Annotated in this window: 16 protein-coding genes; 6 read left to right on the top strand and 10 right to left on the bottom strand. The window is 53.4% G+C overall.

The genetic code is table 11. The annotated features are described in order from the left end of the window. Window positions 1-5: 5 nt before the first annotated feature. The 9 genes from Q9R35_RS04285 to Q9R35_RS04245 form a co-directional block, all read right to left on the bottom strand. The gene (locus tag Q9R35_RS04285; RefSeq protein ID WP_311219383.1) at window positions 6-602 is read right to left on the bottom strand and encodes a hypothetical protein; all 597 of its coding nucleotides are present in this window, start codon (window positions 600-602) and stop codon (window positions 6-8) included. Between the two features lie 6 nt (window positions 603-608). Next, on the bottom strand, window positions 609-1,214 hold the full coding sequence (locus Q9R35_RS04280; protein WP_311219382.1) for an STY4526/YPO1902 family pathogenicity island replication protein: 606 nt from the start codon (window positions 1,212-1,214) through the stop codon (window positions 609-611). Beyond that, a complete protein-coding gene (locus tag Q9R35_RS04275; RefSeq protein ID WP_311219381.1) occupies window positions 1,211-2,995 on the bottom strand; it encodes a ParB family protein in 1,785 nt (594 codons plus the stop codon). The genes Q9R35_RS04280 and Q9R35_RS04275 overlap by 4 nt, the downstream gene beginning before the upstream one ends. An 8-nt stretch (window positions 2,996-3,003) precedes the next feature. Next, window positions 3,004-3,948 carry a ParA family protein gene (locus Q9R35_RS04270; RefSeq protein WP_222667348.1) on the bottom strand — a complete coding sequence of 315 codons (945 nt, stop codon included), beginning with the start codon at window positions 3,946-3,948 and terminating at the stop codon, window positions 3,004-3,006. Between the two features lie 158 nt (window positions 3,949-4,106). After that, window positions 4,107-4,868 carry a glucose 1-dehydrogenase gene (locus tag Q9R35_RS04265; RefSeq protein WP_311219456.1) on the bottom strand — a complete coding sequence of 254 codons (762 nt, stop codon included), beginning with the start codon at window positions 4,866-4,868 and terminating at the stop codon, window positions 4,107-4,109. Between the two features lie 572 nt (window positions 4,869-5,440). After that, complete coding sequence (locus Q9R35_RS04260) at window positions 5,441-5,902, bottom strand: GNAT family N-acetyltransferase (protein ID WP_063690321.1); 462 nt, start codon at window positions 5,900-5,902, stop codon at window positions 5,441-5,443. Window positions 5,903-5,981: 79 nt separating this feature from the next. Then, on the bottom strand, window positions 5,982-7,106 hold the full coding sequence (gene xerC / locus Q9R35_RS04255) for a tyrosine recombinase XerC (RefSeq protein WP_042480696.1): 1,125 nt from the start codon (window positions 7,104-7,106) through the stop codon (window positions 5,982-5,984). Window positions 7,107-7,179: 73 nt separating this feature from the next. After that, window positions 7,180-7,692 carry a ClbS/DfsB family four-helix bundle protein gene (locus tag Q9R35_RS04250; protein ID WP_042480697.1) on the bottom strand — a complete coding sequence of 171 codons (513 nt, stop codon included), beginning with the start codon at window positions 7,690-7,692 and terminating at the stop codon, window positions 7,180-7,182. 73 nt (window positions 7,693-7,765) lie between these two features. Beyond that, the gene (locus tag Q9R35_RS04245; protein WP_042480700.1) at window positions 7,766-8,350 is read right to left on the bottom strand and encodes a hypothetical protein; all 585 of its coding nucleotides are present in this window, start codon (window positions 8,348-8,350) and stop codon (window positions 7,766-7,768) included. Window positions 8,351-8,565: 215 nt separating this feature from the next. Here Q9R35_RS04245 and Q9R35_RS04240 point away from each other — a divergent pair, with 215 nt between their 5' ends. The 3 genes from Q9R35_RS04240 to Q9R35_RS04230 are packed head-to-tail and all read left to right on the top strand — an operon-like array spanning window position 8,566 to window position 10,321. Next, window positions 8,566-9,135 (top strand): cytochrome b, encoded by a 570-nt coding sequence (locus Q9R35_RS04240; RefSeq protein ID WP_042480703.1) that lies wholly within the window; start codon window positions 8,566-8,568, stop codon window positions 9,133-9,135. Beyond that, window positions 9,132-9,695 carry a YceI family protein gene (locus tag Q9R35_RS04235; RefSeq protein ID WP_042480704.1) on the top strand — a complete coding sequence of 188 codons (564 nt, stop codon included), beginning with the start codon at window positions 9,132-9,134 and terminating at the stop codon, window positions 9,693-9,695. Before Q9R35_RS04240 ends, Q9R35_RS04235 begins: the two co-directional genes overlap by 4 nt. Window positions 9,696-9,748: 53 nt before the next feature. Continuing rightward, window positions 9,749-10,321, top strand: coding sequence for a YceI family protein (locus Q9R35_RS04230; RefSeq protein WP_042480708.1), 573 nt, complete (start codon window positions 9,749-9,751; stop codon window positions 10,319-10,321). Window positions 10,322-10,352: 31 nt separating this feature from the next. Here the strand turns inward: Q9R35_RS04230 and arsC are convergent, their stop codons facing one another. Further along, a complete protein-coding gene (gene arsC / locus Q9R35_RS04225) occupies window positions 10,353-10,697 on the bottom strand; it encodes an arsenate reductase (glutaredoxin) (protein ID WP_042480710.1) in 345 nt (114 codons plus the stop codon). A 122-nt stretch (window positions 10,698-10,819) separates the two neighbouring features. Between arsC and Q9R35_RS04220 the strand changes: the two genes are divergently transcribed. From Q9R35_RS04220 to Q9R35_RS04210, 3 genes are all read left to right on the top strand, one after another. Then, a complete protein-coding gene (locus Q9R35_RS04220) occupies window positions 10,820-11,518 on the top strand; it encodes a glutathione binding-like protein (protein WP_042480713.1) in 699 nt (232 codons plus the stop codon). 12 nt (window positions 11,519-11,530) lie between these two features. Then, window positions 11,531-12,322 (top strand): RsiV family protein, encoded by a 792-nt coding sequence (locus tag Q9R35_RS04215; protein ID WP_042480716.1) that lies wholly within the window; start codon window positions 11,531-11,533, stop codon window positions 12,320-12,322. A gap of 167 nt (window positions 12,323-12,489) precedes the next feature. Next, window positions 12,490-13,329 (top strand): DUF2789 family protein, encoded by an 840-nt coding sequence (locus Q9R35_RS04210; RefSeq protein WP_081251421.1) that lies wholly within the window; start codon window positions 12,490-12,492, stop codon window positions 13,327-13,329. Window positions 13,330-13,413: the final 84 nt, after the last annotated feature.

Here is a 13,413-nt window from a genome sequence, read left to right as displayed (position 1 = left end):
CCATCTCATCCGTATCGCTTGGAAATAACGGGTTGTGACGACGATGAACCTTGTTGTTGATGAACCTCCTCGAGCGAGTTGGCCAATGAAGCGGACGCTTGGAGAATGGCATCTGCGACAACATTCAGATGCAAGCGGTATTCCGGTACACGGCCAGGTCCCGACTGTTCACTTAGCATGCCCAATGAGATCAAATCTCGTCGGCATGTCCGCTGCTGAGAGGCAGTAATCCCTGTGACCTGATGACACTGCGTCGCTGATAGTCGAAACACATAATCATCCTCCTGGAACTCCTCGGGCTTAGCTTGAGCAACCCGTTCCAACACAGACGAAAGCCATAAGCCCGTGATGACATTGCCCGTAATGTCGACATACAGACGATGAAAGCTGATTGGCGTTTGCCCCATCAAATTCAACAGCGCCGCCTGCGCTAGAAAGTCTTCTCTTGGCGCGTCTTTACTGTTCTGAGAGCCACCGACATGAGAAGACGGTAAGGCCCACTCGCCCTGAGACTGACCACAATAATCACGCTCTGACGCAGGGACAGTCGCCGGATGCAACGCAGTTGTAGAAGTACTTGGCATAGTCATAATTTCGTCCATGTGGCTTTATCCTTGCAGTGGTGGCGTCGTCGGCTTTATTTCCAAACCAAGCTCATCATCTTCAGCAAACTCGACAATGGTTTGCTGGAGTACACTGATTCGCAGCTCAGGAAACTGTTGGTGTAAGGCGTAGATTCGGTCTCGGCAGGGTTGATCAGACATCGATTGCTGAATATCGAACCAAGCTCGATGGATGGCATCACGCACAGCGACTGGAGGTAGGGCTGTACGGCCACCGGGCTCCCCTCCAGGTCTGAGCTGAGCGCGCAAGTCCCGATACTCCTCGTGGGACAACTTGAAGTACGCACACACCATCCGACGCGAAGCGCCATGAATCACAAAGTATTCGCGTAACTTGGCGTGTTCACGACGCATATCGAGCAGATGTAGCCCCTTGCTGATGACTTGTTCAGAAAGTGAGAACCACATTTCCTGCGGAGAGTTGGCTAGATTCGTGATGTCCCGAGTGGTTCGGTAACGCAAATCATCGAGAAACTCGGGTGAGTAGCCCGCACGCAGTAGAGAGTCCATGTGCCCGCCATCGATTTGCTCAATAATGTGGGCCAGCAACATGCGCCGTAGAACAGGACATTGAATGGGAATTTTGTTCATGAAATCTCCTCCGTCACATCCGGCATGAACAAGGGCACAAACCCGTCCAGTTGACGCTCTGGGTAACAGGTCCGAACCCGCTCCATTTCTGAGAGCAAACGTATGACCAACGGCCCCAATTGCTCATGCCGCAATACCAGGCTCACGCTTTGGAGCGAGACATGCTCAAATGCCTCGCCCAGCAACTCCTGTGCTCCTGCCTGAAACTGCTCCTCGCCCTGCTCCCAAAGCTGTTTCCAAGCAATGGTGAAGCCGTCGGCTTCGTGTGGGATGAGCTGCGTAAATCGACGATCAAGCTGACCGGTGAGACTGACCAGGATTTTCCATAGGGCTCTGCGGTAAATGACCAATTCTGGTTCCAGCTCAATCCCATCGACATACCCAATACCTTGTGAAGGAAAGTCCAGGTAAAAGCCAAAGATGTGGTGTGGCTGATCGCTTTTAAAAAGCACATCCGACATGTCGATCAGGCTCTGAAACTCGCCTAACACCGTAAATATCGGCTGTGGATCGAACCCTTCACCCTCTCCGCTCATAATCACGCTTTGCGAAACCGATGGTGAGACTGGTAGGAAGACACCGCCAGAACTGTCGGGCTTACTCATAGGCGGGGGCACACTGGCCAACATTCGACCTAGCGGAGGTTGCGTTGGAGTTTGCTTTAATGTCGGTTCAGGAACAGCGGACGATTGGCCTACGGGGGTTGAAACTGTCGCCTCAATCAACGTAAGGGTTTCAACCGCCATACGTGGGTTAGCTTCCAAAGCCTGAGCCATGGCTAATAACTTATCGGGAATCACCTCCAAAGCCGCAGCAACCGCTATGGTGACCTCTTCGAGTAGTTGCTCCACTTGTAAAAGTGCAGGCACATCCCGATCGCTGACCTCTTCCGCACTAGTACGGTTACTCAGTTGACGGGCAGCGGATTGCTGGCTAAGCAACGCGGCATATTTATGCAGGATTGTTTGTAATGCTGTTTCAGCAATAGGCTGTTGGTTGAATTTGTCAGCTAGTTTTAAAAGCTGTGTTAAACGAGGTTTAAGAACCAGATTAACGTCACTAATTTTGAGCCAAGGACCTATTGGAGCTAAATACTCAACAGCGAAAAGGAAGTTTTGCAGCATGCTCATGCCGAAATTCAGGCCACTGGCCTGGCGCAACTCTCGGTTCAATTCTGTAGTCGAAAGTGTTTTGCCCGATTCCTTCTCGAAATGCTCCTTAAACGACAGCACTCCCTGGGCTTTTTCCCAAAACGAAATATCGCCACGCTGCTCGTTTTCAGCCAGGTGCGCCGCAATAGTCGGAGCATCCCCTTTCCAGACCTTGACGATGACCGTCAGACGTGCGAAGCGTTGGTCACCCTCTTCGTAAAGCTCTTTCGCAATACGCAGCCGTGTATTTCCTCCACCGTAGACCATATAGCGCGGCTGACCAGGACGCCTGGTAACGCTGATATGGTTCAAGATGCCATTGGCCCGAATCGACGCCTTGATCTCGTCATAGAGTGGGTTTATTTCGGTACGCGGATCAAATTCGTACCGATCAATATCGGTAATCGCCAAATTTGAGATACTGCCATCGACCACATCCATCGGCGTCATAGCTCCCATGGCGTTTAGCGGTGGAGGCGTACCCATCAGGGAACGTTTTGCAATGTCTTGATAGTTCGATTTTTTTGAGGACACGGGACTGGTCTCTCTTGATATTGAGCTCAACTCAGCGTTCATGCGCAACTGCGCGGCACGCTGACTGGCGGTCAGCAATTCCGGAGTTTTAGACATGGCACGCTCTACGAGTTAGTCGTTAGCGGGCTGTCTGGCTCGTCTGACGTGGAGATAGGGACATGCAATGCCGCTAGCGCGGGAGCTAACTCATTGCGGTGATTTGGAGTGAATTTATTGCTCAGATTGGGGATCAATTCCCATAGCAAACTGTGCATGTGATCGCCCGCCCTAACCGGATCAATCCAGTGAGCCGGGACTTGAGCGGTAGCGGCTTTTTTGTACGCGACCGCTTGTGGAATCTGGGTGGCCAGCACGGTGACACGCCCGCTCATTTCAATGAACTGATTGCGGATTAAGCTGGACATGGTGCGGCTATCGACGGTATTTTCGGTACGATTTATCACGCACTGAATGGCGGGCACCTTGTAGCCAAGATTGGAGGCAGATTCGTGACGAGCCACCAGTTTGATCGTACCGTCAACGAACTCACGGGCCGACAAAACATCCGGTGCTACAGGTGCGAGTAGCACATCCGCTGCATTGACTGCAGCGTCTTGCAAATGGCCCACTGCCCCTTGAGTATCGATGATGCAGACATCGTATTGAGCACGGATATCCGGGTTACTCAGAGCCATCCGAATGCGCACCAGGCGATCAAGCTGATTTGACAACCAAATTTGGAGGGGGCTGTCATCGCGCTGAGTGTCAGAGCACACAATATGCAAGAAGCCGCCCTGCACATTCAAACTTGAACGGTCACCCTCATATTCAGCAGGTGGAAATTCGACGTGACTAATGCAATCCGTGGTGAGTGCTCCCGACATCACCATCTGTGTTAAGCCATAAGGAGCTTGATGAGCCAGTTTGAAATAGCGTGTCAGAGATGGCTGAATATCTGCATCAATTAAAAGAACGCGATATCCGAAATCAGCAAGCAATCCGCCTAAATTGGCAGTTAATGTGGTCTTGCCAACGCCACCTTTAGTAGCAACAGTTGTGAATGTAAGCATTTAAAAACCCCGTTGAAAAATCAACGAAATTTCTGCTTAAATTACTTTATAAAAAATTCCAATAAACAGGCGACTTAACATAAAGCCACATTATGCGATGTTTATAAAGATCCAGCCTGGCATATTCCCAGGCCTTGTACCTTGATCCCTCCCAATGACTACTTACCGCCTGTTGCGTCCAGGAATGTCCCAGTCACAAAGGACGCCTCAGAGCTGGCTAGCCATAAAATTGCACGCGCCACTTCCTCTGCTTGCCCGCCACGTCCCATCGGAATGCTGTCCTTCAAGCGATCCACGCGGTCCGGCTCGCCACCGCTGGCGTGCATCTCGGTATAAATATGGCCAGGCCGAACACAATTCACACGAATCCCTTCCCGAGCGACCTCTTTAGCAAAGCCCGTTGTGAAGGTCTCCAATGCTCCTTTTGAAGCGGCGTAATCCACGTATTCGTTCGGACTGCCAAGCTTGGCCGCTATCGAGGAAACATTGACCACAGAGCCGCCTCGCCCACCATGGCAATAAGCCATGCGTTTGGCCGCGTGTTGCGCACACAGCATGGGACCAATCGTGTTGACCGCAAAAGTGCGCTGCATGCGCTCGAAGCTGAGATCCTCCAGACGAGACTGCTGAAACAACACGCCTGCGTTATTCACCAGGACGTCTATCCGCCCAAACCTTTGGTCGATCTGCTCAAACAGCCGGCTTATCTGCTCAGGGTCTGCGCAATCTGCCTTGACAGCAAGAGCTTGCCGACCTGCCGCCTCTACTGCAGTGACCACCGCCAAGGCATCTGATTCGCGTGCGACATAGCTAAAAACAACGTTATAGCCCTGCTGTGCAGCCAGGCGCGCCGTCGCAGCTCCTATGCCACGACTCCCGCCGGTAATCAAAATAACTGGATAATCTGACGCCAAACCCATTTGTCTATCTCCAACGTACTGTTTGAAGGCATGATAAGGCGAAAACCAGGTTGGACGTAAAACCAATGCGCATCGGCTCCAGCCCTATCCTGGGTCAATTTGCCGGCACATTGACCGATGGCAAGTCAGGTAGTGCTCCCATTGTTGAAGGAAAGCTGGGCGGAACTCCCGCATGCTGTTGATGCACGCCGTTGCTATATGCTGCCCACTCTTTCTGATCTTCAGGCTGCTCCGCTACATTGCAAACCACTTGTCTCGCGCTACATAGTAGAACCTTCTTGCTGCCCCCTACCCGGCTCCATCCACACCTTTGCCTATTTCTGGCAAACGTCCAGCGTCTCACGAATCTCCTCTGCAAATAGAGCCGCTTTAGCAGCGACAAAAATGTAGTCGGAATTCAATCAATGGAATGGCGTAGCGTCTACTAATCATGCTCCTGCCGCATCCAGTTTCCAAAAGCACAGAGCACAGAGCACAGAGCACAGAGCACAGAGCACAGCATTCAGCCTATGCGGCTTTTTATAGTTATTGTTTGCACCGCGTCAGGGCTGATTACTCAAGAGAAGACCGTCTTACAGAGTAAGCTTGAAACCCTTGTGACTGGCCGTGAAACCCAGTTGCTCATAAAACCGATGAGCATCCGTTCTAGCCCTATCCGAGGTCAGTTGCACAATGCGGCATTGACGCTGACGGCATTGCTCGACCGCCCACTGAATCATCAAACGGCCCAATCCGGAGCCACGCGCCGAGCTGGCGATGCGTACGGACTCAATTTCCCCACGCCAGGCACCTTGATGCGACAAGCCGGGCATATAGCTGATCTGCAAGGTTCCGACCACAGCGCCATTCAGCTCTACAACGGCCAGATACTGGTTTGGATCCGCTTCTATCGCTGCAAAGGCATCCAGATAGGACCGCGCCAGGGGCAGACTGGTATTTTCTCGCTCTTGGCCCAAAATATCGTCGGCCAACATGGCCACGATCGCTTCCAGATCTGCTGCTACAGCACGACGAAAAACAGGGGTAGACGTCAATTCAAACTCCTCATCAAGAAATAGACGAAATGGATCTGAAATTATGCCTCCTGGAGCTGACCAATCCGTGACTAGCCCTTCATTCCGGCTGCGTATTGTCTGTAATTGCTGACTTATCAGGCGTTTTCTGTGCGTCCAACCAGGCCAGCCAGGAAGCTTGCAGGCGCCAGGCGCTGGCAGCACCGGGAGCGTAGCCCATGATTTCCTCGATTTCTGGCAGAGAAAAACCACGCTCGATCAAACCTGCACCAAAAGTATTACGCAAACGCTGTGGCGTCATCAACAGATCCATCTGCTTGATCCCCCATTTGCTGACGATACGAGCCAGCGTGGCAGGATTCATCTGTGCCTGGGGACGCGCAGCGCTGATCTGACGGCTACCAGGAAAGACCCGGCTGTCTTTTACCCAAGCGGAAGCATCTTCGGCTCCGCTAAAGATCAACCAGCTACGCAAAATGCTTTCGCACCAGACAGGCACAACAACGTCGCGTTTTGCCGCGCCAGCAAGCCTGAGCAAAAGAGTGCCATCACGCCAAAGAGCTGTCTCCTCGTGATCTGAGTCGTCTGTTTCTGAAGACTCTGCAGTGCATTTGGCTACGCCTACCGCGCAAGGGTGCAACTGCCCCAACTCCACCGGGCGCAAGCCTGTGCCCAGCATCACGGCCACAATCGTCATATCCCGATATTCACGCCAGCGGGCAGCAATGGTCATATCACTGGCCAACTCCAGGACTTGCAACCGGGAGCGCAGGGCCTTGATCGTGGCAAGGCATTGATCTACGGAAAGAAACTGAGTGGTCTGGTTGTCGGGCGCCTGACGCCAGCTTTCCTTGAAAGGATCATTGATGGCGGGGGCCAGTGCGGGGTTTTCCGAGCGGCCATCCTGGCGGCAGAGCTCTTCATAAGCACGGGCAATGACTTGTTGATAGCGCTCGCGCTGCGGCCGGCGCACCTCGTCTAGATTGCTCAAAAAATCCCGGATATCCACGGGTTTGATCTGGGTGTACTGCTTTTTGTGATCTTGCAGCGCCTGCAAGAAGCGTCGCCACAAGGTGCGATAAACCCGCTGCGTGCTGGGCGCCATGGGCGGGCGTTGATGCTGCAACCACGTGTCAAACAAGGCCTCCGCCGAGATATCGGCGGCCTGCGAGCCCAAAATGGGCAGGTCAAACTGCCCTTCTTCTCTTGTAGACCGTTTTTTCATTGTATCTTTGTCTTTTCCGTTAATTGCATTTTTATAATAGAACTTTACAGTGGATTGATGCAACTTCGTCTTATCAGACAATGGAATGTATTTTCTTCCATTTCCGCAGTCGGATCCGAGCATTCGCATAAGGTGAGGCCGTATTGAACTGAATCATGCGTCCTTGAGAATACTTCTTGTACCAAGGCGCTCCATACAGAGCATCATCTGTACTTTGCTCGACCAAGGCAACAATACGAGCTTGCGCCTCCTCCAGGCGATTTAATAAGTCCGAGTACGACACATTGGCAAAGTCGGCATAGAACTTCTGTGCCAGACGCCCGAGCTCGTTCCATTTAAAACCGGTTTCCGGGAAATCTACCGGCAAACCTTTGGCCTTGCCCTGGCTCCACTTCAAAACCAGTTCGTTCCATCCGATCAAATAAGCGACCAGATCAGCCACACTCATTTGCGTCCCCTTGGCATGACCTTCCAGGTCTTTTTCACGAGCACGCGTAACAGGAACAGTAGCCAGATCTGCAGCCAACTTTTGATAATTGCTGCAAATGGCCACTAATAAATCGTGTTTGTTTTGAGGCACAGCCATATGATTGCTCTCTTGCGCAAGACCGAACCACACCGTACTGCCCCACCTTTTTCATGCAGCCGTGTGGCATCACTTAACGATAAAGATTCTGATGGACCCAGCCCTTATTGGTCAGAATCATTCTTGCCTGCCCCTCTACTTCCTGGGCCGTCAACGCACGCAGATCCTCGTAAGTATCCTGAACCGCACTATCCTTGATCCAGCCCGCCGCATCGGCCAGATGATAGACATAGCTCACCTGACTGACCGTAAACCCGCCCGCGCTGGCCGGTTCTGTAAAGTAGCTGATGCGGTCCAGAACCAGGCGGCCTGTACAAAATGCATCATGCTCGCCTTGGGACTGCTCGGAGCTGGAGCGACGCAAATACGTGTCCGCATTGGCATCCAGCTCGTAGCGCGGCGCATCTTCTTTTCCTACCTGACGCAGTAAACCCACCTTGGCCAAGGCAGCCAGACGCGCCCGATCTTCAACGATCAAGGGCGAATCATGCTCAGCCTGATAGGGATACACACGTCCGGGCACGCCTACACACAAACCATCTCGGGAATCCAGGTAGCTTTGGATCGCACTGCTGAAATTGTCCTCATTGGCCTTTTTAGAGTCCTGGCACCCTGCCAACATACCGGCAACCACGACGACCAACGCTGTTTTCCACATAAATACTTCCCTTGCTTGCGTGCTGAAAGAACGAGTTTAGCCCGCCCCCATGGCGCACTAAAAGCCTTGTCACAAGAAGACAAGAAAATAGTGGGCTGGCACGCTAAAAGTCCCATACCCCTCAATATTGCATTACTGCATTGCAAAATCTGGTCTTTTACGATGCTTACAAACAGGTTAAAGTTTCTTGGCTTCGTAAATGAAAGGCATTATCAATGAGCATCACCCCCGTTCCAGTTGCCACTCCACGCTACACCCTCGTAGCACGCATCTTGCATTGGCTGATGGCCCTGGCCCTGACCGCCTTGGTGACCGTGGGCTACACCATGAAAACCTTGCCCCTGTCCCCGCTGAAACTGCAAGTTTATTCCTGGCACAAATGGGCCGGTATTTCCCTGCTGGTACTGGTGATCCTGCGCCTGCTCTGGCGTTTGTTGAACCGCCCCCCTGCTCTGCCCGCCGGCATGTCGTCTTTCAGCCGGACTCTGGCCCACTGTGGTCATGCCGCTTTGTACCTGCTGATGATTGGCATCCCCCTGACGGGCTGGTTGATGAGTTCGGCCAAAGGTTTCCAGACGGTGTGGTTTGGCGTGATCCCCCTGCCCGATCTGGTTTCCAAAGATAAACCTTTGGGCGAGCTGCTGGTCCAAGTCCACATCTTTTTGAATTACGCCCTGATTACCATGGTCAGCCTGCACATTCTGGCGGCCTTGAAGCATCAGTTCATCGACCGTGACGGCTTGCTACGCCGCATCACCTTTACTTTAGGCAAAGCCAAATCATGAAAAAATCTGTCTTCGTGTCCCTGTTGATCGGCTCTCTGGGCCTGAGCGCCAGCCTGGCGGCCAACGCCAAGAACTACCAAACCCTGGACACCCAAAATAGCGAAATCGGCTTTCAATATTCCCAAATGGGCGTGAAGCTGGATGGTCAATTCCGCAAATTTGAAGGCGAGCTGAACTTCAACCCCGAAGCCCTGGATCAGTCCAAGGTGGTGTTGAAAGTGGCACTGGATAGCGTTGATACCGGCTCGGAAGAAGCCGATGACGAATTGCAGGACGTACGTTGGTTCGACATTGACGCACATCCGCAGGCCGTTTTCAGCTCCAAGAGTTTCCGTGCCGTCAGCGCCCAGCAATATGAAGTGCAAGGCACGCTGCAGATCAAAGGCCGTGAACAGCCAGTGACTGTCATGGCGACCATGGCTCCCGAAGGCGACAAAGCGACCTTTAGCGGTGCCTTTGAAATCAAGCGTGGCGATTTTTCTATCGGTGAAGGCTCCTGGTCCACTTACGACATCGTGGCCAACGAGATCACCGTCAACTTCAAGATTGATGCGAAGTAAGCACACGCATCAGCGCCCCCTCTCCCTACCTGCATTACAAGGATTACACCCTCATGATCAAGCCAGTGATTGCCCTGTCCGCCAGTTTTCTGTTTGCTTTTGCCGCTCAGGCAGCGCCGGTGACCTATCAGGTTGAACCCAGCCACACCTTTGTGCACTTCAGCTACAAGCACTTGGGCCTGAGCACGCAAAGCCAGCGCTTTGACAAGGCCCAGGGCACCGTGACCCTGGACCAGGAAGCCAAGACCGGCAGCATCGACATGAAAGTTGACACCCGTTCGGTCAGCACCGGCTTTCCGCTGTTCAACGAACACATCCAGGGCAAGGATCACTTCAACACAGAGCAGTTCCCCGAAGCGACTTTTGTGTCCAAGGACATTCAGTTCGACGGTGACAAGCCTGTGTCCGCCAAGGGCGATCTGACCATCAAGGGTGTTACCAAGCCCGTGACCATGACCATCGAGTCCTTCCTGACCATGCCCAAGCATCCCATGATGAACAAACCCGCTCTGGGCGCGGATGGCAAGATCGAGATCAAGCGCAGCGAGTTTGGCATGGCTGCCAACGTGCCTTACGTGGGTGATGAAGTCACCATCCGCATCGCATTGGAAGCCATTGCCCAGTAATAGCGAGCCTCTCGCTACACAGGAAGTCTGATTACAGGATTTCCTGAACCACTTCCAGGGGACGCGCCAGACGCGTCCCTTTTTCTGTCACCACGATAGGACGGTTCAACAAAATGGGGTTGGTCTCGATGGCAGCCAGCAAGTCCTCGTCGCTCAGATCAGGATTGCCCAGATTCAGCTCGCTGTAGATGGCTTCTTTGCTGCGCATGGCCTCACGTACGGTCAAGCCCGTGTCCGCAATCAGCGCTTTGAGTTCACTGCGCGACAAAGGCGTTTTCAGGTATTCGATGATCTCGGGTTCCAGACCTTTTTCACGCATCATGGCCAGGGCATTACGTGAAGTACTGCAGCGCGGATTATGATAGATTTTGCTCATGACAGTCTTTGACTTCCTATAAACCGTATTCAGGCGAACAATAGTAGCCCAGCGCCGCCGGATACGTCATCTGGGTAGCTTGCTGCAGACAGGCCAGCGTCTTCACTTAGCCAGGAGAACACATGATCGACCTGTATTACTGGACCACTCCCAACGGACATAAAATCACGATGTTTCTGGAAGAGTCCGGTCTGCCTTACACCATCCACCCCATCAATATTGGCCAGGGCGATCAATTCAAACCCGAGTTCCTGCGCATCGCCCCCAATAACCGCATTCCCGCCATTGTCGATCAGGCCCCGCAAGACGGCGGCGAGCCTATCTCCCTGTTCGAGTCCGGTGCCATTCTGCAATACCTGGCAGAAAAAACCGGCCAGTTCCTGTCTGCCGACTTGCGAGTCCGCACCGAAACCTTGCAGTGGCTGTACTGGCAAATGGGGGGGTTGGGCCCCATGGCGGGTCAGAATCACCACTTCAACGTCTATGCGCCCGTAAAAATCGAGTACGCCATCGATCGCTATGTGCGTGAGACAGGCCGCCTCTACGGTGTGCTGAACAAGCACCTGGAACAGCGCGACTTTATTGCCGGGGACTACTCCATTGCCGATATGGCCAGCTACCCCTGGATTGTCTCCCATCAGCGCCAAAGCCAGAACCTGGACGATTTCCCGCATTTGAAGCGCTGGTTCCAGCGTATTGGCGAGCGCCCGGCGACCCGGCGCGCCTATGCCCTGGTCGAACAGATCAATCCTGGCTCGCCTGCGCATGACGACAAGGCCCGTCAAATCCTCTTTGGCCAAGATTCCAAAACTATCCGATAGGACTACGATCCCATGACCTTACAGCGCCCCTATCAGCTGCTGCTTATTGGCCTGACAGCCATGGCTCTGTCTGCGTGTTCCAGCACGCCCAGCAATATTTCCCTGATTCCGACGCAAACCCAGGATCAGACTGAAAAAGATGGTGTGTTCACGCAGCCTCTGGACTACAAGCACGTCAAACCGGGCTGTACCGGTGAATGCCCTCGCCTGGAGGTGAAGTCCCTGATTTTCCCCGGCAATTCCGAACTGACCCGCTTGGTTGATGAAAGCCTGGCACATATGACGGTCATCACAGATCGCCATCCTGGCTACCGTGGCCTGAAGGAATTCGAGAACTACTATTGGGCTACCGCCAATAATCGCGACGAAGTGCATTTGTCTGCCCGTACGCGGTACCGCAACCGGGATCTGACCGTTGTAGAACTGAGCTCGGGCATTTACATGACCGGTGCCGCCCATGGCATTACCGCCACCCAGTTCATCAACTGGGACAATCGCCTCAAGACCGCCCTGCCTCTGGATCGCATTATTGCTCCCGGCAAAATTCGGCCGTTTCAGGAGCTGGTTCGCCAAGCCCATAACAACTGGGTTTCCAGCCTGAGTGAAGCGCGGGAAGACCGCGCAGGCTGGGACAGAATGTGGCCCTTCCAGCCTGCCCAGAATGTGGCTCTGACCGATCAGGGTCTATTGGTGAAATACAACCCTTACGAGGTCGCCCCCTATTCGTTCGGTCAACCCGAGTTGCTGCTGCCTTATTCGGAACTGCGCGGTATTCTGCGTCCTGACTACCTGCCCGCCAATTAAACGTTCGGCTCATATAAAGCACACAGGCAGCGCGTTTCGGGCTGCCTGTTAATAAACACAGTATTTTTTGTACGCTAGGTAAAGCCCGGAATCTTGAGCCCTGGCAAGCCGGAACCGAGCCTGTCCTTAGCGTCCGATTCCCCCCTCTTTCAAGCTCCCATACCATCATGTCTGATAACTTGTTCCGCTTTCACGACCTGTTTGCTCAACTGGGTCTGCCCAACACCCCCGAGGCGATTGCCAGCTTTCTGGAAAAACACCGCCCTTTGCCCAATGACGTCCTGCTGGCCGACGCTCCCTTCTGGAACGCGTCGCAGGCCGAGTTCATTCGGGAAAAACGACTGCAGGACTCTCCAGAGTGGATCCAGATCATTGACCAGTTAAGTGAAGCCCTGCGTCAAACAACAGGCGTGCTGAACCTGTCCGGCCCTTGCCGCGTTCTGGCCCTGTCGGGCAGCCTGCGTCAAAACTCCTTCAACACCGCTCTGGCACATGCCGCTCAAGCCCTGGCCCCCCAAGGCATGGCCATTGATGTGGCTACCCTGCATGGGATTCCCTTGTATGACGGCGATATCGAGAGCAAGGACGGCATTCCAGAAGCCGTGCTGAGCTTGAAGGAAAAGATCCTGAACGCCGACGCCCTGCTGCTGGTCACCCCGGAATACAACAACGGCGTCCCTGGTGTGTTTAAAAACGGGATCGACTGGTTATCCCGCACGGACATGAAAGCCATCTTCTCGGGCCGCATTACGGGGCTGATCGGTGCCTCCATGGGTGGCTTTGGCACGATTTCCTCCCAAGCAGCCTGGTTGCCTACGCTGAAAATGCTGGGTGTGTCCCTGTACAGCGGCGGCTCTTTGCTGGTGTCTCGCGCGCAGAACTCCTTTGATGCGGAAGGCAAGCTGCAAGATGAGAATATTCAAAAAATGCTGAGCAGCTACCTCCAGGGCTTCCAGACCTTTGTGCATGCTTCGCATATGGCCAAGGCGCAAGAAAAAGCTAATTAAGCAGCAACAGCTCAAAAAGCTTATAGGACTTTGCCTATAGGGCTGCTACAACCTGAGCCGATAAGTGGGGTTATGTCGTAGGAA

The organism is Alcaligenes sp. AB3 (genome assembly GCF_031844565.1).
Lineage (GTDB): Bacteria > Pseudomonadota > Gammaproteobacteria > Burkholderiales > Burkholderiaceae_B > Alcaligenes > Alcaligenes faecalis.
This window is presented reverse-complemented; position numbering and strand designations above follow the sequence as displayed.

Excerpts from the sequence above, each read along its gene's own strand:
- Q9R35_RS04215 (WP_042480716.1), top strand. The coding sequence starts at position 11,531 with ATGACCTTACAGCGCCCCTATCAGCTGCTGCTTATTGGCCTGACAGCC.
- Q9R35_RS04270 (WP_222667348.1), bottom strand. The coding sequence starts at position 3,948 with ATGCTTACATTCACAACTGTTGCTACTAAAGGTGGCGTTGGCAAGACC.
- Q9R35_RS04285 (WP_311219383.1), bottom strand. The coding sequence starts at position 602 with ATGGACGAAATTATGACTATGCCAAGTACTTCTACAACTGCGTTGCAT.
- Q9R35_RS04245 (WP_042480700.1), bottom strand. The coding sequence starts at position 8,350 with ATGTGGAAAACAGCGTTGGTCGTCGTGGTTGCCGGTATGTTGGCAGGG.
- xerC (WP_042480696.1), bottom strand. The coding sequence starts at position 7,106 with ATGAAAAAACGGTCTACAAGAGAAGAAGGGCAGTTTGACCTGCCCATT.
- Q9R35_RS04280 (WP_311219382.1), bottom strand. The coding sequence starts at position 1,214 with ATGAACAAAATTCCCATTCAATGTCCTGTTCTACGGCGCATGTTGCTG.
- Q9R35_RS04240 (WP_042480703.1), top strand. The coding sequence starts at position 8,566 with ATGAGCATCACCCCCGTTCCAGTTGCCACTCCACGCTACACCCTCGTA.
- Q9R35_RS04275 (WP_311219381.1), bottom strand. The coding sequence starts at position 2,995 with ATGTCTAAAACTCCGGAATTGCTGACCGCCAGTCAGCGTGCCGCGCAG.
- Q9R35_RS04235 (WP_042480704.1), top strand. The coding sequence starts at position 9,132 with ATGAAAAAATCTGTCTTCGTGTCCCTGTTGATCGGCTCTCTGGGCCTG.
- arsC (WP_042480710.1), bottom strand. The coding sequence starts at position 10,697 with ATGAGCAAAATCTATCATAATCCGCGCTGCAGTACTTCACGTAATGCC.
- Q9R35_RS04230 (WP_042480708.1), top strand. The coding sequence starts at position 9,749 with ATGATCAAGCCAGTGATTGCCCTGTCCGCCAGTTTTCTGTTTGCTTTT.
- Q9R35_RS04210 (WP_081251421.1), top strand. The coding sequence starts at position 12,490 with ATGTCTGATAACTTGTTCCGCTTTCACGACCTGTTTGCTCAACTGGGT.
- Q9R35_RS04250 (WP_042480697.1), bottom strand. The coding sequence starts at position 7,692 with ATGGCTGTGCCTCAAAACAAACACGATTTATTAGTGGCCATTTGCAGC.
- Q9R35_RS04265 (WP_311219456.1), bottom strand. The coding sequence starts at position 4,868 with ATGGGTTTGGCGTCAGATTATCCAGTTATTTTGATTACCGGCGGGAGT.
- Q9R35_RS04220 (WP_042480713.1), top strand. The coding sequence starts at position 10,820 with ATGATCGACCTGTATTACTGGACCACTCCCAACGGACATAAAATCACG.